This window comes from Streptomyces sp. NPDC053474, assembly GCF_044544845.1.
Classification (GTDB): domain Bacteria; phylum Actinomycetota; class Actinomycetes; order Streptomycetales; family Streptomycetaceae; genus Streptomyces.
This window is the reverse complement of sequence record NZ_JBITXV010000001.1, coordinates 162,472-185,396: the sequence shown is the minus strand read 5'-3', so window position 1 is coordinate 185,396 and position 22,925 is coordinate 162,472. Positions and strand designations below refer to the sequence as shown.

The following is a 22,925-nucleotide window of genomic DNA, read 5'->3' as shown; positions in this document are numbered from 1 at the left end:
AACAGCCGAGTGATGAGTGATGGAGGCGACATTCGAGCTGCACGGTGCTGGAATGGCGGCCCCGTGCTGGGATGGTGCTGTGATACCCCCTCCAAAACCTGCGTTTCCGCAGGTGGGGGCTCTGCGCTACAGATTCAGGTTCAACGTGTAGTGGACGCTGTATCGCCACGTCGCTGATCTGGTGGGCCGCCAGTGAGGCTCCCGCATGGGTTCATGGGGCGCAGCTTCGCAAGGTCCCCCCTCGCCGCGGTGTGTGGTGAAGGGGGAGCCCCGACGAGCCGACTGCCTACCGGATTAGGTTTCGTCCTCGTCGTCCTCGTCCGATGCACGCGTTGCGGCGGGCCGCTGCGGACTGTGTGAGGTGTCCCAGAAGTACGGAGGCGTGGTTTCCTCGCTCGGCTCCCGCGAGCCGTGCGTCCGTTCGTCTGCTCCGTTCTCCGCCATCCCTGGCGTGAACGTGCCCGCCCCCCTGTCGGCACCCGGGTTGGAGGCTGTGGCCGCGTCGGTGAATGGTGAACGCGGCTCCCAAGGCCTCGTGGTGTCCCTCTCGCCTGAAGACTCACCCTCCGGCCCCCCGCCCTCGGCGGGCGTAGACAGAAGGGTCTGCCTGATCTCCTCGGCGGCTTCGTCCAGCCCGGTGGCTTCCAGGCTCCGCACCACACGGTGTACGAGCACCGTGTACTCGTCCATGTCTGGCTTCAGGCCCACTGCCGCCAGCAACAGCAGTAGCCGATCCGAAACCCCCACTTCCTCCTCGCGGTCGTACATCCCTCCTCCCTTGCCGTGGCCGTCCCACAGAGGGCTCCCGACGGTCGTTTCACTCCGCGCGCCCACCGGCGGGACAAGCAGGTGGCGAAAGAGCTCGGGCACCTCTTCATCGTTGGCCGCCGCCGTGATCTGCGCGAGCGGGCCGATCATGTCGACTGCCTTCTCGATTTCGTTCTCGTGACGGGTCAGCCACCACACCACCGCGCTGCCCGCGCTTTTGAGTACGTCGTCGCCGAGGTAGCGCCGCTTGTTGCGCTCGTGCTGCCGCTCGTATTCCCAGATCTCCTCGTCCTTGCGAAGGTCGTTCAACTTCCGCAGGCGCTCTCGGTCGGCAGGGGCGAGGGTCAACGTCACATCAGCCGCCAGGGCCTTCACTCGTCCGCTCCGGTCCGGTAGCGGGACGCCGAGCTCGCCATCCAGGAGATATCGCGCGAAGCTCGCCCGGCCGGGCTCCTCGTGGCGGACGACCTCCAGGGCCCGGCTGACGACCGAGGACACGGCGAGGGCCGGGAAGGCGCTGTCCGACCGGTCGGCGTGGTCGGGGACCGGCCGCCACCACACGGTGGCGGAGAAGCGGAAGTCGTAGCCGTCCACTGCGCTCGGCAGCGCCGCGTCGACCACCCGCGTCTCCTGGTACGGCCGCTCCGTCGGCGGCGCGGGGGGCTCAGATTCCCCGGGCTCGTACGGATCGGTCAGCGCGCGTCCCCCGCTGAGGACCGTCATCACAAGCAGCAGGGAACCTGAGACCGTGACCATGGACATGAAGCCCCACAGCCATGCTGACCAGGCCAGGAGGTTTCCGAGCACAGCCGGTGAGAGGCCGCAGAGAGCGACGAACAGCAGGCTGGGAAAACGGCGTTTCATCGTTCCTCTTCCGTGGTCCGGGGGCCGGCGCTCGCACGCTTCGCGCTCTCCGCGCGGGCGAACTGCGCGTGGTCGATGTGCTGCCAGAAAGTGGCGGCGACGGCCGCCCGTGGCGGGTGACGCGAGGGCCCGGCCCAGTCGCAGGCGATGGTGTAGAGGCGGTGGAGAGCGGCCGTGCGGCCGTGTGTTGCCCCGACCATCACGCTCAGCGCCATCTCCTGCGTGCTGTCACCCGCCGCAGTGTTCAGCCAGCTGCTCACCATCGGGTGCCAGAGCTCCGTCGGGGGCTGGGAGAACACCGTTTCCCAGCCTAGGAACAGGTCCGGCCAGGGCGGCGGGTCCGGTGCCCGGTCACTCCACAACAGTTCTGTGAGCAGCTGAAGGTGGGGCTCCGCCCCGCGCAGCTCCCGACGCGTCCGGTCCCGCACGCGGTCGACCAACAGCCGGTAGAGCCGACGGTCGCGGCTGGCAAGGTCGAGAAGGGCCTCCAGGGCCTCGCGCGCTGCCCCTCCCTTCCGTACGGCGAGGTAATGGAGCCGCACCAGCGCCTGATCCGGGTGCGTCGTGCTGAGGCTCTGGAGGCAAGCGGCCGTCAGAACGCGGACGAGTCCGTCCGAGAGGGGGCCGGACCTTCCGCACTCGTACATCCGCCTGCGGAACCATCCTCCGAACCGCTCGTGGCTGAGACCGAGTTCGAGGGCGGCCACGGCTCGTGGGTCGCAGGACGCCCCAGTCGCCTTGTCTGCCCAGAGGGTCACAAGGTCGAAGAGGTGGTCGGGCCGTTCGACGGCCAAGGACCGTTCGCCGAAGCGGACGACGACGTTCACTCGGTCGTCGATGGTCAGACCGCGGAGTCCGGCGGCTTGGCCGATCCAATCCCTCAGGTCGTCGCGCGTCCCGGGGAAGTTCGCCCAGAAGTACGTCCGTACCGCGTCGGCGTAGGCCAGCCGACCGAAGCGGAGCCGTCCGTCCGAGTCCCGCTCGATCCCGAGCGCCGCCAACTGCTCCCCGAAATCCTTTCGCGCGAGCTCGGTCGTCGTCTCTTCTTCGTGCCTCACCGTCTTCATCAGGCCGTGCCACGCCTCGTAGACAGTGTCTGCACGGGCTTCCTCGAACACCGCCGTCGCGAGCAGCAAAGCCCGCTCGGGTGTGGTGCGGACCGTAGCCACCTGTCGGCCCACCTCACCAGCCCGGTTGGTCACCGCGTGCAGTGCCTGGTCGAGCCATCCCGCGAAGTCGGCGCCGAACCCGCTGTCGCGAGCGGCCCTCACCAGCCTCGCGAGCCGCGCCAGTTCCCGCATGGGGGAGCGGTCGCACAGGCGTTGGAGGTCGGCGCTCCCCAGGTCCCCGGGGCGGAATGCCATCCGGTCCATGCGGAGGTACCGGGTGACGACGGCGATGCCTCGGGGGCGCCCCAGCGTCACCGTGTGCGGCTCGAGGTCCGGCGCGTGGGCGTGCTCCATGCCCGAGGGCAGGACGGCGACCAGGTGGGCCCCCGCCTCCTGGATCTGTGACCGGCGTACGGCCAGGTGGTGCTGGGCCTTGGCGTACCCTTCCTCGTCGGTGATCCGGGAGAGGTCGAGGAGGAAGCGGTCCCCTGCACCGGGGGTGAGGGGGACCTCGTCCTTGTTGTTGTCCGTGGCAGGAAGCTCTTCGAACCGGACCTTCTTCTCATCGGCGCCCCGGTCCTCACCGAGCTCGTGCAACAGCATGATCGCCGCAGCGCGGCGGCCGCTGCCGGGTGGCGCCTCCAAGAGCACCATCGATCCGGGTTTCTCCAGGCGGTCGGCAGCGACGCGGTAGCCCCCTGGCGCAACGAACCGGTCGGCCAGGCGCACCCGGTCCTCGCGGACGATCCTGAGGGACTCGACCCCTTTGCGGCTCATCCAATCCGCGCCGGCGCCGTAGAAGACGTATTGGGGCCCTACGCCGTTGTTCACCGGGCCGCGCGGATCGTTGACGGTGACACGGTCCTGATCGGTCATCGCCCGTCGTCCGAGTGTTGGCACTCGCGCTCGAAGCGCTGGTGGGCCGTACCGCTGTTGTCGCCCGCGGTGAACTGGACTCCGGTGTTGTCTCCCTGGAAGCGGGGAGCGTTGTACTGAGGACCCCGACCGGTGTTCACGGGCCCCTGTGGCTCGTTGACGAAAGTGCCGGACAGGTCTCCGTTGAGGTTTCCGATGCCGCCGCGCACGCGCTGCTCGACGTCACGGGTCCGCATCCTGGTGTGCTCGGTGTCTTGGGCCGACTTCTTGCGGGACTTCGCCTCAGCCCGTTCCTGCGCTGCACGGGCGTCGCGGTCCACTGTGCCCATCTCGGGCAGCAGCCGGGCGAGGGCATCGCCCAGCGCAGTCAGGTCCGACTCGGCGTTGCGGTGGTCGAATCGCCTGTACTGGCAGTCTGCCAGCTCGCGCAGGTTGTCCGGGAGGGTGGCGCGGTCGATCCGCGTGGCCTTTCCGACGAGCACAGGGATCACTAGGATCCCGCGGTCGAGCGCGGTCTGGATCTCACGACGGGTCCAGTCCTGCTCGGCTTCGAGGGCGGGGCGGCCGTCCACCCCCCTTACTTCTGCCCAGCGCGGGCCGATCACGGCGAGGAGTGCTTGGCACTCCTCCACCGCCCTGACCAGCTCCACCGGGAAGCGGTGCCCGAGCTCGATCGAGTTGCTTGCGAAGAAGATCCGGTCGCTGCCGAACCGTCGGGCGAGCTCCCGAGCGATCATGGTCGCTGCGGATTCCTCGTCGCCTGTGCGGTAGTTGACGAAGACGTCGGGCATGAAGGTTCCCTTCGTGAGAGGTAAACGGAAGACGGGGTGACGGGGGACAAGCGCGGGGGTTGCGGACCGGCGTTCCAGGGCCGGGTCCACCCTGGCCATGAGGTTCTGGCCGTGTGACGGCATGGCGGGTCGACGGGAGGGCGTACGGATGGTGGTGCACTGCCCGTGCGTCACTGATCGTGGGCAGGCCGAAGAAGCCGGAGACACGGTACGAACCGTCGGGCGGGGTCAGGGGATACCGCCGGAGCCTGTGTGATGAGCAGGACCGGAGGGGTCGGTGGTCCGGCGAGTCCGGAGACTTGAGCCGGGTTCTGTCGTCCAGCCGGTGTTAGTCGTGCGCGGGGGCGAGTACCCGTGCCAACGCAGGTTGCAGGTCCCGTACGGCTCGGCTGCTCCGGAAGCGGGAGAGTTCCCGAGCGAGTCGCCGGATGTCGCTGTTCACCGTCGCTGAAGGCACGGTCGGCATCACCCCCAGAAACTCACTGGCGATTGTGCACGCGTGCTCGACCTCTCCGGAGGCGGCGTGGGCCAGGGACCTGCGCAAGCCGTACCGGGCGCGAGTTCGCAGCGCGTGCGGCGGGAGACGGCGGCACTCCCGGTCGAGTATCTCGGCGGCGGCCTTGGGGCGACCGAGATCGTGCAGGCACCAGCCGGTCGTCATCGCTGCTGGATCGCTTGTGTGGGTGGTACCGATCACGGGCTCGGCACCGCTGCGGGCATCGTCGCTGTCGAGCAGTTCCCGCGCCTTATCGAGGCTGCGGAGGCAGTCGCGCTCGGCGCCGACGAGCGCGTGTCCCTGCGCCTCCCGCTGGGCTGCGAGCCCTCTGATGCGCGGCGGGAGTTCGTCGCCCTGGGCCCGGCGGGCCAGAGCGATGGTGCCTGCGGTGTCCCCGTCGTAGAGCGTGATCAGGGCGTGTCGCACAAGCGCGTAGGAACCGAGGTGCGGATCGCCCCCGGCGCGTGCCAGTTCGGTGGCTTCACTGGTCCAGCCGAGTGCCGCGCGGCTGTCCCCAGTCTCCTGTGCCATCCAGCCGGTGAACTCCGCGAACCGCGACGCGAGTAAGAGTGCGGGTGCCCGAGTGGCGGACGGGGCGTCGACCGCCAGTCCTGCGACTGTGCGCGTCTGGGCCTCCAACAGGGGAAGCAAAACCTTCGGTGCGGTGGACTGGCCGAGCTTGCGTAGCTGGTCGAACTGCTCGCGGAAGGAGGGAAGCAGGGGGTCGACGGGGGAGGACGTCTGGCTGCCGAGTTTCAGGCCGAGGTCGATCAGTGTTCCCGTACTCGCCGCGAGTACCGCCCGGCGTCCGACGCGCCAGCGGGTCGGGGTGGCGGGGGTTTCGGTGGCGCTCGAACCGATCTCGGGGCGGACGGCGAGACGTTGCAGCTCGCCGTTCGCACCGAGGAAGGCGTCGCACCGCCGGGAAAGTTCGGGAGACGCGGAACGCTCTCCGCGCTCGACTTTGCTGAGGTGCCCCTTGTCGTAGTTGAGTGCCGCGGAGAACTCGGTCAGAGTAAGCCCCGCTTCCTGTCGTAAACGGCGAAGTTCCGGGCCAAAACGTCGAGTTGTACTCACTGCCAAACCTCCCCTTGAACAGCGATCACGAGAGCTATGCGCTCTCGCCGGGAACTTGCGTTCGACGTTCGCTGGTCGACGCGAAGATCGACGGCGAACACCCGTCGTGACGTAGTCATTTCGCTTCGCATCCGAGAGCGAGTTTGACACGAGGTGCGCCTCAGGAATCGGGGTTCGGTGGGGTTGCCCGTTGCCTCTTCTGTTCTTCGTCCATTCCTTGCCATGACTGGGGACGATCACGAGTGGGACAAGCTGATCGAGAGTGAGGTTCTCTCGATCACCCCGGTATCGCGCAGCGGAGTCGACCGTCCAAGGCTCGATGCTGCCTGCCGCTCGGCGATTTACTGCCCGGGAAAGTAAGAGGTTCGGAAGGAGTCTGCTTCTGGGGGCCCCTTCGTCGCTGTTGACGTTCCGGCCCTGGGTCCCCACCGTGGTCCGGTATGGGCGATGACGATCTCTGTTTTGTTGATGCGGTGGAGCTTGCGCGGAGGGTGCGGGTGGGGGAGGTGTCCGCTCGGGAGGTGGTGGGGGCGCATCTGGGGCGGGTGGGGCGGGTGAATCCTGGGGTGAATGCCGTGGTCTCCGTGGATGGTGAGGGGGCGCTCGCGGCGGCCGGGCTTGCGGATGAGCGGCTGGCCGGGGGCGGCGACGTGGGGCCGTTGCACGGGTTGCCGGTGGCGTTCAAGGACACGCATCTGACGCGGGGGACGCGGACCACGCTGGGGTCGAGGGTGTTCGCCGAGTGGGTGCCGGACGAGGACGAGCTGGTCGTGGCGCGGATGCGGGCGGCGGGGGCCGTGGGCTTCGGCAAGACGAACGTGCCGGAGTTCGGGGCCGGGTCGCACACCTTCAACGCCGTGTTCGGCGTGACGCGCAACCCCTATGACCTCGGACGGTCCGCGGGCGGCAGCAGCGGAGGAGCGGCGGCCGCGCTCGCGGCGGGGCTCCAGCCGCTCGCGGACGGCAGCGACATGGGCGGCTCGCTGCGCAATCCGGCCTCCTTCTGCAACGTCGTGGGGCTGCGGCCGACGCCGGGCCGGGTGCCGTCGTACCCGGCGGCGAACGCGTGGGACAGCCTGACCGTGCCGGGGCCCATGGGGCGTACGGTCGCCGACGTGGCGCTGCTGCTGTCCGTCATCGCCGGGCCGGATCCGCGCTGCCCGCTGTCGCTCGACACCCCGCCCGCCTCCTCGTTCCGGGCGCCGCTGGAGCGCGACACCCGGGGGCTGCGGGTCGCGTGGGCGCCGGACCTGGGCGGGCGGGTGCCGGTCGAGTCCGATGTACGGGACGTACTGGACCGGCAGGGCGCGGTGTTCGAGGCGCTCGGGTGGCGGGTCGAGGAGGACTGCCCGGACCTGGACGGGGCCGACGCCGTCTTCCGTACGCTGCGCGCGCAGGCCTTCCTGCTGGGGCTGGGGCCGCTCCTCGACGAGCACCGCGAGCTGCTCAAGACGAGCGTGGTGTGGAACATCGAGGAGGGCCGGAGGCTGACCGGCGCCGACCTCGCGGCGGCGACGGCCGAGCACACCCGCGTCCTGCGCGCGGCCGTCGGGTTCTTCGAGCGGTACGACGTGCTGATCGCGCCCGTGAGCCAGGTCGCGCCGTTCCCGGCGGAGTGGGAGTACCCGCGGGTCGTGGACGGACAGGCGCAGGAGACGTACATCGACTGGATGCGGTCGGCGTCGTACGTGTCGCTGCTCGGCGGGCCCGCCCTCGCCGTGCCCGCCGGGTTCACGGAGGCCGGGCTTCCGGTCGGGATCCAGATCGTGGGGGCGCCCCGGGCCGAGCGGGCCGTCCTGGAGGTGGGGGCCGCCTTCGAGGCCGCGACGGGGTGGGGGCGTCGGCGGCCCGCGCTGTGAACAGGGGCGCGGCCCCCGCCGGGGAGGGGGCGGGGGCCGTGGCGCGTGCGGGGGCTAGCCGAGGACGAGCAGGGTGGCGAGGCCGGGGCCGAAGGCGCCGCCGAGCTGGTAGCTGAGGGCGAACAGGCCGATCGCGGTGGGGCGCTGGGCGTCCGTGGTGGCCGCGGCGGCCTGCACGGAGAGCGTCGCGTTGGCGCCCGTCGCGGCGAAGGCCGCCGCGCCCGCGGCCAGCAGGAGCAGGGCGCCCGAGGTCGCGAGGGCCGCGGTGACGGCCGCCGTCACGCCCACGGTGATCAGGACCGCGCGTACCGCCGCGCGCCCCATGCGGGCCGAGCCCGCGGCGAGCAGCCACGACGCGGCGGACGCGATGAGCAGGGTGACCAGCTGGCCCGTGCCGATGGTGCCGGTGGTCCAGCCCGCGCGGTCCTGGAGCAGCCGCGGCACGGTGAACAGGAGCGTGAAGTACGAGGTGGACAGGGCCGCGCCGAGCACCGCGGAGGTCACGAAGAGCGGGGAGCGCAGGAGGCGGGCCGGGACGAAGCCCTCGGGGCGGCGGCGGACGTGCGCGGCGAGGAGCGCCGCGGCGACCAGGGCGCCCGCGAGCGCGGGCAGCGGGGCGGTCGGCAGCAGGATCAGGGTCGTGGCGAGCGCGATGAGGAGCGTGGCGCCGCGGGTGTCGAAGCGGCCCTGGGCGGGCGGCGTCTGTCCGGCGTAGCGGGCGACCGCCGGTACGGCCACGACCGCGACCGCCGAGACCGCGAGTGCGAGCCGCCACGACACGGCGTCGGTGAGCGTCGCGCCGAGCAGTGGCCCGGCGGCGCCGAGGACGCCGAAGCCGGAGCTGATCACGCCCATGCGGCGGGCGTTGCCCGCGAGGTTCATCGCGATGGCGACCAGGCCCGCGCCGCCGAGGGACTGCGCGGCACGTCCCGCCAGGGCCACGGGCAGCCAGGGCGCGGCGGTGACGAGCGCGGTGCCGCCGAGGACGAGGCCCGTGCTCAGCCGCAGCACCGGGGCGAGGCCGCGGCGGCGCAGGAGCCCGGCGAGCAGCGGGGTGCCCGCCGCCATGGCCCAGGCGAAGGCGGTGACCAGCCAGGTCGCCGTGGCCGTGGCGACGCCGAGGGAGCGTGCCATGTCCGGCAGGATCAGCACCGGCGCGTTGGCCCCGGCGGCGACGGGCGCGGCGAGCAACGCCAGCCAGCCGATGGGGACCTGGCCGGAGCGGGCCCGGGCGGCGGCGGGGCGCGGGACGGCTTTGCCGAGGGCGGTGACGGTGGACATGGGAACCCCCTGAAGCGAATGGTGTGCGGGCGGCCGGTGCCGGGCCGTTGAGACGGCCCTGTGCCGGACTGCCGGGCCGGGCAGTCGTGCCGAGGCCAGGCCGGGCCAAGTCGACGCGCGAGGTCGGGTCAGGTCGTCGTGACGACGTCGTCGTACGGCAGGCGGGGCGAGCGCGGGAACCACGCGTCCGGGCCGGGCCTGCCGATGTTGACGACCATCAGCGGCTCGTGGTCGGCGTCCAGGAACTCCGCGCGCAGGCCCGCCGCGTCGTACCCGGTCATCGGCCCGGCGGCGAGCCCCGCGGCGCGTACGCCGACGATGAAGTACGCGGCCTGGAGGGCCCCGTTGAGCAGGGCGGACCGCTCGCGCACCCCGCGCTCGGAGAAGTACGTGCGGCCGGTGTCGGGGGCGTGCGGCACCAGGCGCGGCAGCTCCTCGTGGAACTCGTGGTCCGCGGCGAGGATCGCGACGAGCGGAGCGGTGGCGGTCTTGGCGCGGTTGCCCTCGGCCATGTGCTTCAGGAGCCGCTCGCGCCCCTGCGGGGTGCGGACGAGCACCACGCGCAGCGGCGACTGGTTGAACGCGGTCGGGCCGTACTTGATCAGGTCGTAGACGGCCTGGATCTGCTCGTCGGTGACGGGCTCGTCGGTGAAGGTGTTGGCGGTGCGGGCCTCGCGGAAGAGCAGGTCCTGGGCGTCGGGGCCGAGGGCGAGAGCGGCGCTGGGGCCGAGGGCGAGAGCGGGCTGGGCGGCGGCGGACATCGGGGCGCTCCTTCATTCTCTTCGCGTTCGTTCTCTTCGTGCTCGTCTTCTGAGCAGTGAGAGTTTCAACGTTGAGATAAAAGCACGCAGGTTCTTTCAGCGTCAAGTGTCTTAACATTGAGAAGTCGTCCGTTGAGAGAGCAGAAGCGAAGGAGAGTGGGTCCGCATGAGCGACGCCGTGGACGCCATCGTCGGGCAGTGGGAGAAGGAGCGGCCCGAGCTGGCCGACGCCCTGTGGCCGGTGCAGCTGATCGCCAGGGTGCAGCGCATGCACCGGCTGCTCGACCGGGAGGCGAAGGCGTTCCACGCCCGGCACGGGGTGGAGACCGGCGAGTTCGACGTCCTCACCACGCTGCGCCGCTCCGGGCCGCCGTACGCCCTGACCGCGGGCGCCTTCCTCAAGGCCGCCATGGTGACCTCGGGCGCGATCACCAACCGCATCGACCGCATGGAGGCCAAAGGCCTGGTCCAGCGCGTCCGGGACGCCACCGACCGCCGGACCGTCAGGATTCAGCTCACCGAGCGCGGCAAGGAACTCACGGACACGCTGATGGTCGAGCACCTGGAGAACTACGACCGGCTCCTCGACGGCCTCGACCGCGACGAGGTCCTGCGCGCGGCTGAGCTGCTGCGCACGTTCCTGGAGCTGCACGGCGACACGTCGATCACGTAGGCGGCCGCGGGGTGCGCGGCGATGGGCGTGCGGGCCTTCGCGGGCCCGCCCAGCGGCACATTTCGGCCATGACCCGCACATGGCAATCGTGTTACGTCCGAACGCCACCCTTGTGCGTCCCTTGGGGATCCGACAACCTTTCGACGGCGACAGAGAGTTGACCACTGATCAACTCGGCGTAGACATGGCGCCACTGCCTTGTCATGCCCCTGTCGTATCCCCCACAGGCGCACCACCGATCGAGGAGGACCCCTCAGATGGCAGTGACGCGTCACAGTCGACGAAGACTGACAGGTGCAGGCCCTCTCGCACTGACCGCCGCCACGGCGGTCGCCCTGGGCGTCGTGTCCGCTCTCCCGGCGGCCGCGCAGCCGAGCGGCGCGGAAGGCAGGATCCAGTACGCGGGCGCCCCCGGCTCCGTCGCGAACAGCTACATCGTCACGCTCGACGAGGACGCCGCGAAGGCGGATTCGGCCAAGGGCCGTGCCCTGGCCGCGAAGCACGGCGCGGAGATCGAGCGGACGTACAAGAAGGTGCTCAACGGCTACGAGGTCCACGCCTCGGAGGCCGAGGCGAAGAAGCTCGCCGCCGACCCGGCCGTCACCTCCGTCGTGCAGAACCGCACCTATAAGGTCGCCGGGACCCAGCCCAACCCGCCGTCGTGGGGCTTGGACCGCATCGACCAGCGCAACCTCCCCCTCGACCAGAAGTACACGTATCCGGACAAGGCCGGTGAGGGCGCCACCGTCTACATCATCGACACTGGCGTCCGGAAGAGCCACCAGGACTTCGGCGGTCGCGCCGCCGACGGCTACGACGCCGTCGACAACGACAACGTCGCGCAGGACGGCCACGGCCACGGCACGCACGTCGCAGGGACCGTCGGCGGCACCGCGCACGGCGTCGCCAAGAAGGCGAAGATCGTCGGCGTCCGCGTGCTCAACAACCAGGGCTCCGGCACCACCGCCCAGGTCGTCGCGGGCATCGACTGGGTGACCAAGAACGCCGTCAAGCCCGCCGTCGCCAACATGAGCCTCGGCGGCCCGGCCGACAGCGCGCTCGACACGGCCGTGCGCAACTCCATCGCCGCGGGCGTCACCTACGCCGTCGCGGCGGGCAACGAGACCACCAACGCCTCGACCCGCTCGCCCGCACGCGTCACCGAAGCCATCACCGTCGGCGCCACCACCAACACCGACGCCAAGGCCAGCTACTCCAACTACGGCACCGTCCTGGACCTGTTCGCGCCCGGCTCCAGCATCACGTCGACGTGGAACACCAGCGACACGGCGACCAACACCATCTCCGGCACGTCGATGGCCTCGCCGCACGTCGCGGGCGCCGCCGCCCTGTACGTCGCCGAGAACCCCACGGCCACCCCGGCCCAGGTCTCCCAGGCCCTGGTCAGCGCGGCAACCCCGAACGTCGTCGGCAGCCCCGGCACCGGCTCGCCCAACCGCCTGCTGTACGTGGGCGGGGGCGGCACCAACCCGCCGGGACCGAAGTTCGAGAACGGCGCGGACTTCTCCATCACCGACAACTCCTCCGTGGAGTCCCCGATCACGGTCTCCGGCGTCCCGGGCAACGCCCCGTCGACGCTGAGCGTGCCGGTCGCCATCAAGCACACGTACGTCGGTGACCTGAAGATCGAGCTCGTGGCCCCCGACACCACCGCGTACGTCCTCAAGGACTTCGGCGTGGGCGGCAGTTCGGACGACATCAACACCGCGTACACGGTCGACGCCTCCTCCGAGACCGCCAACGGCACCTGGAAGCTCCGGGTGACCGACAACGCGGACCAGGACGAGGGCACCCTGGACAGCTGGGGCCTGCAGTTCTGAGCCCTTCCTGCCCGTAGCGGTGACATGAGTCAGTGACATGAGCGAGTGGCCTCGCCCTCGCGGTGCGGTTCCCGGGTCCGTCCCGGCCGCCCGCGGGGGCGAGGCATGTGCGCGCCCGGGAACGTGACCCTAAGGGCCTTTTGTCTGCTTCTGTGATAGTTCTGTGGGGTGGTCATCCGCGGGCTCCTGGCCGTCCTCTGCCTGCTCAACGCCGCGCTCGCCGTGCTCGTCGCCGCGCCACTGCCCCGCGTCCCCGCCCTCGTGGCCGTCGCCGTCGCGGTCACCTCCTGGAGCCTCACCCTCGTGCCGCCCGCGCTCCTCGGGCTCGCGGCCGCCGTGTGCGCGGCGCGGCGGTGCCCGTGGTGGGCGGGGGCCGCCGCCCTCACCGCGTTCGCCGCCCTGGTGTACGGCGTGATGCCGTACGCGGCGGCGTACCGCACCGCCGAGCGCCACGGCGCGACGCTGGACCTCGGCACGTACGTGAGCGGCGGCGTCAACTACGCCAAGACACCGGCCCGGGGGCGCGGCATCACCTACGCGCGCCCCGGCGGCGAGCGCGTCCGGCTCGACCTGTGGACGCTGCCCGCGCTGCCCGCGGTGCGGCGGCCCGCCGTGGTCTGGGTGCACGGCGGCGGCTGGAACAAGGGCCACCGCAGTCAGTCGCCCCGCTGGAACCGCTGGCTCAACGCGCGCGGCTGGTCGGTCTTCGACATCGACTACCGCCTCGCGCCGCGTGTCACCCAGCTCGACCAGATCCGTGACGTACGGTGCGCGGTGCGCTGGGTGCGGCGGCACGCGCGCACCTACGGCGTGGACCCCGAGCGCCTGGTCCTCGCGGGCAGTTCCGCCGGTGGCAACCTGGCGCTCGCCGCCGCCTACGCGCGGGCGCCCTCCTCGCACACACCGGGCGCACCGCGTGCGGCGGGTACGAAGAGTGAGCACCACACGCGGTCGGCGTGCGCGATGCGTGACCGTCCCGTGGCCGGAGTGGTCTCGCTGTACGGGCCCACGGACATGCGGCGCCTCATCGAGCGGACCGTGCTGCGCGCCGATCCGCTGATGCCGCGTCTGATGGGCGGTTCGGCGGCCGGTGCGCCCGAGCGCTACCGGCTCGGCTCGCCCGCGCGGCTCGTCCACCGCCGGGTGCCGCCCACGCTGCTCCTGCACGGCGGCGCGGACCGGGCCGTGCCGGTGGCGCAGGCGCGTGACCTGGCCCGACGCCTCGCCGCCGCCGGGGCCCCCGCGACCTACGTCGAACTGCCCTGGGCCGACCACTGCTTCGACGTCAACTGGGGCGGGTGGGCGAGCCAGGTCGCGCGGGGCGTGCTCGGGCGCTTCCTGGACCGGATCGCGGGGCGGCCGCCCGCTCCGGCGGTGTCACCGGCCGGGCGCATGAGCGTCAATGGGCCGGGAATTACGGATAGTTGAGGGATATAGCGCTGGAAAGGTGCTGCGTAAAGCCCTGCGGACCGGGAAATCATCACTTCGGGTGATTCCTTGGCCTAGGGTTGCGGCCAACAACCCACGGTTGCCACGCTGTTGCTGTCTGTCAACCTGATGGGAGTGGCCAGTGACTTTCGGTGAGCAGCCGGCCTATCTGCGCGTCGCGGGTGATCTCCGCAAGAAGATCGCCGACGGTTCGCTGCCTCCGCACACCCGGCTCCCCTCGCAGGCCAGGATCCGCGAGGAGTACGGCGTCTCGGACACGGTCGCCCTGGAGGCCCGCAAGGTCCTCATGGCCGAGGGTCTGGTCGAGGGGCGCTCCGGCTCCGGCACCTATGTGCGCGAGCGCCCCGTCCCGCGCCGCATCGCGCGCACGGGGTTCCGCGGCCCCGGCGCCTCCTCGCCCTTCCGTCAGGAGCAGGCCGCCGACGGCACCCGCGGCACCTGGGAGTCCCGCAGCGAGCAGGCCGAGGCGACCGGCGCCGTCGCCGAGCGGCTCGGCATCCGCGTGGGCGACCGCGTGATGTGCACCAAGTACGTCTTCCGGGACGCGGGCGAGGCGATGATGCTCTCCACCTCCTGGGAGCCGCTCGCCGTCACCGGCCGCACCCCCGTGATGCTCCCCGAGGAGGGGCCCCTCGGCGGCTGTGGCGTCGTCGACCGCATGGCCGCCATCGACGTGGTCGTGGACAACGTGGCCGAGGAGGTCGGCGCCCGCCCCGGCCTCGCCGAGGAGCTGCTCGCGCTCGGCGGGGTGCCCGGCCACGTCGTCCTCGTCGTCCAGCGCACGTACTACGCGTCGGGCCGCCCCGTGGAGACCGCCGACATCGTGGTGCCCGCCGACCGGTACCGCGTCGCGTACCACCTGCCCGTCCGCTGACGGTCCGTCCGGCGCGCGTTCCCGGTCCTCCGGCGGGCGTCCCGACGCTGGAATCTGGCCTTTCTCGCGGGCCGACCCGCCCTGGCCCGTTACCCGTTGGCCAGGCGCACGCCTTGGCCCGGTACCGCCCGGCCCGTCCTCGTGCGAACGTCGTGCGCCCCGGTGGGCGGGGCGCACGGAGACGGGGCGCCTGGGTCAACGGGGCGTAAAGGGGGGAGAGTTAGGGCTCGTCGCGGCCGGTTGTGGCCGACACAGGGGGCGCATCCGTGAGGGTGCGCCCCCTGCGCGCTGGCCGATTGCGTATCTCTTTGTGCAAAGTCGTATTCGCTGCGTAAAGGTCGGGCGTAAGCTCGGGCATATGCGGAATGCGGTTTCCTTACTGATCGAGGCGTGGGGTACGCCGGGGGTGGGGAGCGGAGGGACGGCATGAACGACGGGACGGTCATACTTCCCTGGCTCGTGATACGGCAGGACGACAACGGCAACCGCTACCGCGTCGGAAGGTACGCGACCAAGGCCGAGGCCCAGAAGATCGCCGACAGCCTGGACGACCGCGGGCACAAGCAGCTGTACTGGATCGAGCGGCTGAACCAGAACGGCGGCCGGTGACGTCGCGGGCGTAGGCTCCGGCGCATGACTGAGCGGATCGTGGTGGTCGGCGCCGCGCTGTACGACGGCGAGCGCCGCCTGCTGGCCGCGCGCCGCAGCGCGCCCGAGGAACTGGCCGGGCGCTGGGAGCTGCCGGGCGGCAAGGTGGAACCCGGCGAGCGCGACGAGGACGCGCTGGTGCGCGAGCTCAAGGAGGAGCTGGGCGTCGAGGCGGAGGTCGTCGACCGCGTCCCGGGGGAGTTCCCGCTCGGGCGCGGCTATGTGATGCGGGTGTGGCGGGCCCGTCTGCTCGCGGGGGAGCCGCGGCCGCTCCAGGACCACGACGCGCTGCGCTGGCTGGAGCCCGACGAGCTGTGGACGGTGGAGTGGCTGGCGGGGGACGTCCCGGCCGTCCGGGCGCTCGGCCTCGCGGACCGGGGCGAACGGTAGCTCCGCCGAGGCCTCCGGCCTGTCCGGGACTCCTTCTGCGAGGCCTCCGGCCCGCCCGCGACTGCCCCCTGGGGCGCGGCCCCGGCGTGGCGCGGGAGGGCCCGGCGCGCCTCTGTGCGGCGCGGGGCGGCAGGGGGCGCGCGAGGTTCGTCAAGGTGAGGTTCTGCTTCTCGTACGCCGTTCGTGCCACAGTGCCACCTTGAACACGGTAATCCCACCGGGATATCGGGTATGTGCCCATTAACCCCATGAAACCGGACATGGATCCGCTGCTCGGCTGGGAAGTGATCGGCGTGCTCGACACCGAAGGCGACTGCGCCGAGTGGGACTTTCCCGCGGACCCGGGCGCCGTCCGCAGGGCCCGCGCCGTCGTCCGCAAGCAGCTGGGCGACTGGAACCTCGCCCCCCTGGGCGACGTCGCCGTCCTGCTCGTCAGCGAGCTGGTGACCAATTCCCTGCGGTACGCGTCGGGGCCCATCGTCGTCCGGCTCGTCCGCCCCGAGGGCCCGCTGGGCACGCTCCTCGTCGAGGTCTCCGACCCCGTGCCCGACCCGCCCCGCGAGCGCGTCGCCGCGCCCGACGACGAGGGCGGCCGGGGAATCCAGCTGGTCGCCAGGTCGTCGAGCCGCTGGGGCACCCGCCCGGGACGCACGGGAACGACGGGGAAGACGGTGTGGTTCGAGCTGGCGCTGCCCGGTTAGAAGACAGAGAGCGCCGGTACGTACAAATGCACGGGCCGGACGCAAGGCGGTCACGGGCCAAAAAGCGGTAAGTGCGTGCCGTGATCGTGAACGGCGTGTGGCACGGCCCCGTAGTGCTGGATACTGCGGGCAGCCACATTCGGTGACCGGTGCCGGATGCGGTGAGCTGGAGGGGACGGTTCGCGTGAGCGAGATACCAGCGAAGGCGACGGGTTCGGCGCGGCCGACGGCGCGGGCGGGGCGGGCAGCCTCGTCGGCGGCCGGGGGCCCGGTCGGGACCGCGGCGTCGAGCGCGGGCGACGGTGCGCGTACCACCGCAGGTGGCGGCGCGGACCACGGCCCCGTCGGCGCGACGGCCGGTCACGGCCGCGGCCCCGCGGGCGCGGCCGGACCCGAGCGCGCTGACGGCGGAGCGGACCGGGCCCCGGGCGCCCCGGGAGACGTACCCGCGAAGGGCACGGGCGGCGACCTGCCGGTGCGGACCACGGGCGGCGGCGCGCGGCCCGACGAGGGCCGTGGCGTAGGGCGCGGCGCGTCCGGGACGGTAGGTACCGGTGCGGCGCATGGCGTAGCCGGGGACTCGGACGACGTCGACGCGCGTCACCACGCCGCGGGCCGCGCCCGGCCGCGCGTCGAGGACAAGCCCCTCACGCAGGGCGACATCATCTGGCAGAACAGCCCTCCCGGCTCCCTCTACGACTACATCAAGGTGGCGTCCTTCTCGATCGGCCCGGACGGCCTGGTCGACCAGTGGAGCGGCCGGGCCGAGCGGCTGTTCGGCGTGCCCGCGCGGGACGCCGTCGGCAAGGACCCGATCGAGGCGTTCGTCCCGCGGGAGCTGCGGCCGCGCGGCCACCGGAAGATGGCGGAGATCCTCGACGGCCGGGAGTGGACGGGATCGGTCCCCTTCCGTCTTCCGGAGTCGGCCGGGCCCGCGAGCGCGGCTCCGGCCGCGTCCGCCGCGTCCGCCGTGTCCGTTGGCGAGGGCGGCTCCGTTCGTGAGGGCGGCGTCCTTCGTGAGGGCGTCGCCGAGGTCTATGTCATGCCCGCCAGGACGGCGGACGGCGAGCGGTCCGCCGTGTGTCTCGTCGTCGACGTCCGGGCGCTCCAGCAGATCGAGTCCGACCTCGCCGCCTCCCAGGCCCTCTTCGGCCAATCCCCCTTCGGGTTCGTCCTGTTCGGCACGGACCTCAAGGTGCGGCGCGCCAACCGCCGCTTCGCGGCCGTCTTCGGCGGCACCGCCGAGGACCACCGCGGCCGCACCGTCCACGACTACCTGCCGCGCCACGAGGCCGACCGCATGCAGGCCGCCCTCCGCCGCGTCCTGGAGACCGGCGAGGCCGTCAACGACATGCAGATCGTCGGGCCCGCCCCCGGCAGCAGCGAGCGCCGCCACTGGTCGGTCAACCTCTACCGCGTGCACAGCGGTTCGGGCCGCCCCATCGGCATCGCGGGCCTCGGCAACGACGTCACCAGCCGCCACGTCGCCGCCCGCGAGGCCGCCCACGCCCGCCGCAACCTCGCCCTCCTGAACGAGGCGGGCGCCCGCATCGGCAACTCCCTCGACCTGGAGACCACCGCCCGCGAACTCCTCGACGTCGCCGTCCCCGGCTTCTGCGACCTGGCCTCCGTCGACCTCTACCAAGGCCTCCTCGACGGCGACGAGACGCCGCCGGGGCTCGCCGACGGCAGCGCCGAGCTGCGCCGCGTCGCCTTCGCCAGCGCCGTGGCCGACGCGCCCTTCCCCGAGGGCACGGGCCCCATCGACGTCGGCTCCGTGCACCGCTTCCCGTTCACCTCGTCCTGCGCCGACGCGCTGCGCACCGCCCGGGCGCGCCTCATCGCCGCCGGTGACGACTGCGGGCCGACCCGGCTGACCGGCGGCCTCATCCAGTCCACGCTGGCCGTCCCGATGGTCGCCCACGACACCGTCGTGGGCCTCGCTCAGTTCTCCCGTACGAAGGGCAGCGAGCCCTTCGGCGAACGCGATCGCGCGCTCGCCGGTGAGCTCGCCGCGCGTGCCGCCGTCTGCATCGACAACGCCCGCCTCTACCGCCGCGAACACGAGCGCGCCCTGATCCTCCAGCGCTCCCTGCTCCCGCCCGGCGACCCGGAGGCGGCCGGGCTCGACATCGCCTGCCGCTATCTGCCGGGCAACGCGGCCACCGAGGTCGGCGGCGACTGGTTCGACGTCATCGAACTGCCAGGCCACCGCACCGCCCTCGTCGTCGGCGACGTCATGGGCCGCGGCCTGCGCGCCGCCGTCACCATGGGCGAACTGCGCTCCGCCGTGCGCACCCTGGCCCTGCTCGACCTGGAACCCGCCGAGGTGCTCGCCGCGCTCGACGAGATCGCCCGCGGCCTCGGCAACCCCTCGGGCCCCCGGCGCACCACGGCCCGGGGCGCCCGCGACACCGACGACCTCGCCGAGGTGTACCTCGCCACCTGCGTGTACGCCGTGTACGACGCCGTCACCCGGCGCGTCACCATCGCCAACGCGGGCCATCTGCCGCCCGTCCTCGTCGAACCCGGCGAGAGCGCGCTCATGCTCGACGTACCGCCCGGCATGCCGCTCGGCGTCGGCGGCGAACCCTTCGAGGAGGTCGAGGTCGACCTGCCCGAGGGCGCCCTGCTCGCCCTCTACACCGACGGCCTCGTCGAGTCCCGCGACCACCCGCTCGACGAGGGTCTGAACGCGTTCGTCCGCGCCCTCACCGACCCCGAGCAGGCCCTGGAGGACATCTGCGACCACGTCCTCAGCACCCTGGACACCCACCACGGCGAGGACGACATCGCGCTGCTCATGGCGCGCGTCCAGGGGCTGCCCGCCGAGCACGTCGGCGACTGGACGCTGCCGCGCGAGCCGCGCTCGGTGGGCCACGCCCGCGAGCTGGCGTGCGCGCGCCTGCGGGAGTGGGGCCTCGACGCGCTCGTCGACACCGCCGAGCTCCTCGTCAGCGAACTCGTCACCAACGCCCTGCGGTACGGCGAGGGCGAGATCCGGCTCCGGCTGCTCCTCGACCGCACCCTGGTGTGCGAGGTGTGGGACGCGGGCCTGGTCCAGCCGCGCCGCCGCCGCGCCCGCGACACCGACGAGGGTGGGCGCGGCCTCCAGCTCGTCGGCCTGCTGAGCGCGGCCTGGGGCTCACGGCGCACCCCGCGCGGCAAGACGGTCTGGTTCGAACTGGCGCTGCCGGACGGGAACACTCCGCCGATGGACGCGGCGGAGGCGTTGATGAGCCTGTTCTGACGGGGCTTCGCGTGGGGGGCGGGGTGCTGGAAGCGCCTCGAAGGGGCGCGGGGAACTGCGCGACCAGCCCCGACGAACCCGCAGCCGAACGACGGCACGGCAAGGCACGGCGGATCCAGCGGACCGCTCAGGTGGTGGCCTTGAGCGCGGCGAGCCGGGCCTCGACCTCCGCCTCGTCGCTCAGGCTCTCCAGCTGCTCGAACTGCGCGTCGAGCGACGACGCGGCCAGCTCCTCGCGGCCGAGCGCCCGCGCCTCCTCCCTGCGCACCTTCTCCTCGAACCGGCTCAGCTCGGTCGTCGGGTCGAGCACGTCCAGGCTCCCGGCGGCGTCGGCCATCCGGTTCCGCGCCCGCGCGGCCTTGGCCCGGGCCACCAGCTCGTTCCGCTTCGACTGGAGCTCCGTCAGCTTGATCTTCATCGAGTCGAGGCCGTCCTTGAGCCGCGCGACCACGTCGCGCTGCGCGGCGATCGTCGGCTCGGCCTCCTTGGCCTCCTTCTCCGCGCGCAGCTGCCGCCCCAGGGCGACCTTCGCCAGGCCGTCGAACCGGTCGGCCTCGACGGCGCCGTCCGCCGCCCGCAGCGCGTCCGCCTTCCGGCTCGCGGCCAGCGCCTTCGCGCCCCACTCGACGGCCGCCTGCTGGTCCTCCTCGTGGTCCTGCTCCATGAGCCGCAGGTCACCGATGGTGGCCGCAACGGCCTGCTCGGCCTCCTTGATGTTGTCCGTGTACTCGCGGATCAGCTGGTCCAGCATCTTCTGCGGGTCCTCGGCCTGGTCGAGGAGGGCATGCACATTGGCCTTCGCCAGCTGGGTCACACGCCCGAGGATGGTCTGCTTGGTCATGTCGTCGCTCTCCTTGTACGAGGCGTTGGTGCGAAGCCCTGGTACGGGGCCTTGGCCCAGGGCCCTGGCTCCGGGGCGGGGCGGGCGCCGGTCCGCCCCTGGCTCCAGGGCGAGGGGCGGGCGCCGGTCCGCCCCCGGCTCCAGGGCGAGGGGCGGGCGCCGGTCCCCGCTCAGAAACGGCCACCGCCCCCCATCCGCCCCCGCGTCCCACCCCCGCCGAACGTCCCGGGTCCCCCGCCCCCGAAGCCCCCGCTTCTTCCGGAGCCGCGCCCCAGCCCGCCGAGGACCTCCCCGAGGACGATCCCGCCGAGGACGGCACCGCCCATGCCCCCGCCCCGGCCGCCCGCGCCGAAGCCCCCGCCGTACGGATTGCCGTAGGCGCGGACGTCCCGCTCGGCGAGCGCCTGGGCCTGCCGCGCCAGGGAGTCGGCCCGCTGCGCCTCGGCGAGCGCGGCGGCGGGAGCGGTGCCGCCGGGGGCCTCGGCCCGCTCCAGGTGGCGCTCCGCCTCCGCAAGGCGGGTCCGGGCCTCGGGGCCCACCGCGCCCCGGTGCGTCGTCACCTGGTCCCGGGCGGCGGCGACGGCGCTGCGCGCGGTGAGCAGCGCCTGGCCGAGGAGCGTCCGGGCCCGGTCGTCCTCGCTCGCGCGCTGCCGCGCCCCGGCCAGGGCCTGGTCGAGCGCTGCGTCGGCCTCCTCGACGCGGCGCAGCGCGTCGATCGGGTCGTACGCCCCCGCCGACAGCGCGCGCCCCACCTCCGCCACGACGGACTCGGCCCGCGCGATCCTGCCGCGCAGATCGGCGGTCGGCATGCCCGCGTCCGCGCCCTCAAGCAGACCGCGCGCGTCGGCGAGGTCGGCCTGGGCCTCGCTGAGCGCGCCCGGCAACCGCCGGTCGGCCTCGGCGAGTTCACCGGCGAGCCGGGCCACGCCGTCCACGAACGTGCCCGCCTGGTCGACGGCTCCCTCCGCCGCGCGCAGATGCACGGCGGCCGTGCCGTTGTCCGCGCTGTCGACGGCCGTGCGGGCCTGGTCCAGCTGGCTCGCGGCGAACGCGAGCCGGTCCTTGGCCTGCGCCACGCTCCCGACGACCGCCTCGCTCGCCGTCGGCGCATAGGCCGCCCGCAGCTCCTTGAGCGTCGTCTCCGCCTCCAGGGCCCGCGCGTTGACCTGCCGGAGCAGTGCCTCGGCGTGCTCCAGGGCGCTGGGCGCGGTGCGCTCCAGGGAACGCAGCTCGTCGAACGCCGCAGCCTCCGCGTCCAGCCGCCGCCCCGCCTGAGTGCAGCGCGCCACGATCTCGTCGAGCATCCGCCGCCGCGTCGCGTCGTCCTCCGGATACGCGTCGTCGAGCCGCTGCCGCAGCCGGAACGCCGCCGTCAGCTCCGCGCGCGCGTACGCCACCGCCGCCGCGAACGGCCGGGCCGCCTCCTCGCCGAACTGCGCGGTGGCGAAGCCCAGTTCCTCGGTGCTGGTGCGCACCGCGTCATCGGTCTCGACGAGCAGCCGCCCGGCGCGCGCGTCCAGCTCGGGCAGGGGGGTGAGCCGCTGCTCCTCGCCCCGGCCACCGGGCGTCGTCCGCGTGGTGAACCTCCGCCTGCGCCGCCGGTAGGCGACCGCCGCGAAGGTGCCCGCCACGCCGACCGCGACCACGGGCAGCACCAAGTCACCCGCCACCCCGTCATCACCCGCGCCCCCGCCACCCGGATCCGCCTCACCGGGAGTGATCGCGGGCCGGGGCACGGGCTGCCCGGCGAGCACGGCCGCGTACCCCTGGGCCGCGCCGATCGCCGCCCCCGCCCAGTCGTGCTGCCGCAGGGCGGGCTCGACGGCGGTCGCGGCGACATCCCTGAGCTGCGCCTCGCTGAGCCGCGAGCCCTGCTCGGCCGAGTACGCGTACTGCCGGTCGTGGGTGGCCACGGCCAGCAGCACGTCGTCCGTCCCCAGGCCGTTGCGCTCGGCCGTGGTGTCCGCCCAGTCGTGTGCGGACCGTCCGGAGAAGTCCCGGACGTAGGCCACGAAGAGCTGGACCTTCCGGTCGTCGTAGAGCCGGTCGAGCGCGTCGGCCACGGCGGCTCGCCGGTCCCCGAGCGCACCCGTCCTATCGGTGATCTGGCCGTCGCGGTCCAGGCGCACGGGGTCGTCGGCGGGCACCACCCGGGCCCCGGCCACGGCGGCCCCGGCAGGCATCGCATACGCCGAGGGCACGGCCCCCGGCAGCCCGCACCAGAGGAGGAGCACGGCCGCCGTGGCCCGCGCGGCGGTGCGCGCCCACGCGGTCAGCGGGGGCGGCACAGCGGGCGCAGGCAGCGCGGACCGCCAGGACGACGGGAACGACGTCACATCTGGCAGCGTAGGGCGGCCTCTGAGCCCTCGCGACCGG

17 protein-coding genes are annotated in these 22,925 nt (G+C 72.7%); 9 read left to right on the top strand and 8 right to left on the bottom strand.

Annotated elements, in window-relative coordinates; translation table 11 throughout:
- Positions 1-294: 294 nt before the first annotated feature.
- The 4 genes from ACIG3E_RS00805 to ACIG3E_RS00790 form a co-directional block, all read right to left on the bottom strand.
- Entirely contained in the window at positions 295-1,632 is a 1,338-nt protein-coding gene (locus tag ACIG3E_RS00805) for a hypothetical protein (RefSeq protein ID WP_399609627.1), read from the bottom strand.
- Positions 1,629-3,617: a hypothetical protein gene (locus ACIG3E_RS00800; RefSeq protein ID WP_399609625.1), complete on the bottom strand. Its 1,989-nt coding sequence runs from the start codon at positions 3,615-3,617 to the stop codon at positions 1,629-1,631. The genes ACIG3E_RS00805 and ACIG3E_RS00800 overlap by 4 nt, the downstream gene beginning before the upstream one ends.
- On the bottom strand, positions 3,614-4,408 hold the full coding sequence (locus ACIG3E_RS00795; RefSeq protein WP_399609623.1) for a toll/interleukin-1 receptor domain-containing protein: 795 nt from the start codon (positions 4,406-4,408) through the stop codon (positions 3,614-3,616). The genes ACIG3E_RS00800 and ACIG3E_RS00795 overlap by 4 nt, the downstream gene beginning before the upstream one ends.
- Before the next feature lie 328 nt (positions 4,409-4,736).
- Positions 4,737-5,981, bottom strand: coding sequence for a helix-turn-helix domain-containing protein (locus ACIG3E_RS00790; RefSeq protein ID WP_399609621.1), 1,245 nt, complete (start codon positions 5,979-5,981; stop codon positions 4,737-4,739).
- 440 nt (positions 5,982-6,421) lie between these two features.
- On the opposite strand from ACIG3E_RS00790, the gene ACIG3E_RS00785 reads away from it, so the two are divergent.
- Positions 6,422-7,840, top strand: a complete 1,419-nt coding sequence (locus ACIG3E_RS00785; protein WP_399609620.1) for an amidase — start codon at positions 6,422-6,424, stop codon at positions 7,838-7,840.
- Between the two features lie 54 nt (positions 7,841-7,894).
- On the opposite strand, the gene ACIG3E_RS00780 is transcribed toward ACIG3E_RS00785, so the two are convergent.
- Together ACIG3E_RS00780 and ACIG3E_RS00775 are read right to left on the bottom strand one after the other, a co-directional pair.
- A complete protein-coding gene (locus ACIG3E_RS00780) occupies positions 7,895-9,121 on the bottom strand; it encodes an MFS transporter (RefSeq protein ID WP_399609618.1) in 1,227 nt (408 codons plus the stop codon).
- 128 nt (positions 9,122-9,249) lie between these two features.
- Entirely contained in the window at positions 9,250-9,882 is a 633-nt protein-coding gene (locus ACIG3E_RS00775; protein ID WP_399609615.1) for a malonic semialdehyde reductase, read from the bottom strand.
- A gap of 166 nt (positions 9,883-10,048) precedes the next feature.
- On the opposite strand from ACIG3E_RS00775, the gene ACIG3E_RS00770 reads away from it, so the two are divergent.
- From ACIG3E_RS00770 to ACIG3E_RS00735, 8 genes are all read left to right on the top strand, one after another.
- Positions 10,049-10,555 (top strand): MarR family winged helix-turn-helix transcriptional regulator, encoded by a 507-nt coding sequence (locus ACIG3E_RS00770; protein WP_399609613.1) that lies wholly within the window; start codon positions 10,049-10,051, stop codon positions 10,553-10,555.
- Positions 10,556-10,812: 257 nt separating this feature from the next.
- Positions 10,813-12,396, top strand: coding sequence for a S8 family serine peptidase (locus tag ACIG3E_RS00765; protein WP_399609611.1), 1,584 nt, complete (start codon positions 10,813-10,815; stop codon positions 12,394-12,396).
- 168 nt (positions 12,397-12,564) lie between these two features.
- Positions 12,565-13,824, top strand: coding sequence for an alpha/beta hydrolase fold domain-containing protein (locus tag ACIG3E_RS00760; RefSeq protein ID WP_399609609.1), 1,260 nt, complete (start codon positions 12,565-12,567; stop codon positions 13,822-13,824).
- Between the two features lie 142 nt (positions 13,825-13,966).
- Positions 13,967-14,719, top strand: a complete 753-nt coding sequence (locus ACIG3E_RS00755; RefSeq protein WP_366794346.1) for a GntR family transcriptional regulator — start codon at positions 13,967-13,969, stop codon at positions 14,717-14,719.
- A gap of 426 nt (positions 14,720-15,145) precedes the next feature.
- Positions 15,146-15,328, top strand: coding sequence for an SPOR domain-containing protein (locus ACIG3E_RS00750; protein WP_030687960.1), 183 nt, complete (start codon positions 15,146-15,148; stop codon positions 15,326-15,328).
- Between the two features lie 24 nt (positions 15,329-15,352).
- Complete coding sequence (locus tag ACIG3E_RS00745) at positions 15,353-15,757, top strand: (deoxy)nucleoside triphosphate pyrophosphohydrolase (RefSeq protein ID WP_399609606.1); 405 nt, start codon at positions 15,353-15,355, stop codon at positions 15,755-15,757.
- 248 nt (positions 15,758-16,005) lie between these two features.
- Positions 16,006-16,458, top strand: coding sequence for an ATP-binding protein (locus tag ACIG3E_RS00740; protein WP_399609604.1), 453 nt, complete (start codon positions 16,006-16,008; stop codon positions 16,456-16,458).
- 475 nt (positions 16,459-16,933) lie between these two features.
- Positions 16,934-19,708, top strand: a complete 2,775-nt coding sequence (locus ACIG3E_RS00735; protein WP_399610722.1) for a SpoIIE family protein phosphatase — start codon at positions 16,934-16,936, stop codon at positions 19,706-19,708.
- Positions 19,709-19,835: 127 nt separating this feature from the next.
- Here ACIG3E_RS00735 and ACIG3E_RS00730 read toward each other — a convergent pair whose 3' ends face one another.
- The gene (locus ACIG3E_RS00730; RefSeq protein ID WP_399609602.1) at positions 19,836-20,549 is read right to left on the bottom strand and encodes a PspA/IM30 family protein; all 714 of its coding nucleotides are present in this window, start codon (positions 20,547-20,549) and stop codon (positions 19,836-19,838) included.
- A gap of 170 nt (positions 20,550-20,719) precedes the next feature.
- A complete protein-coding gene (locus ACIG3E_RS00725; RefSeq protein WP_399610721.1) occupies positions 20,720-22,732 on the bottom strand; it encodes a TPM domain-containing protein in 2,013 nt (670 codons plus the stop codon).
- Positions 22,733-22,925: the final 193 nt, after the last annotated feature.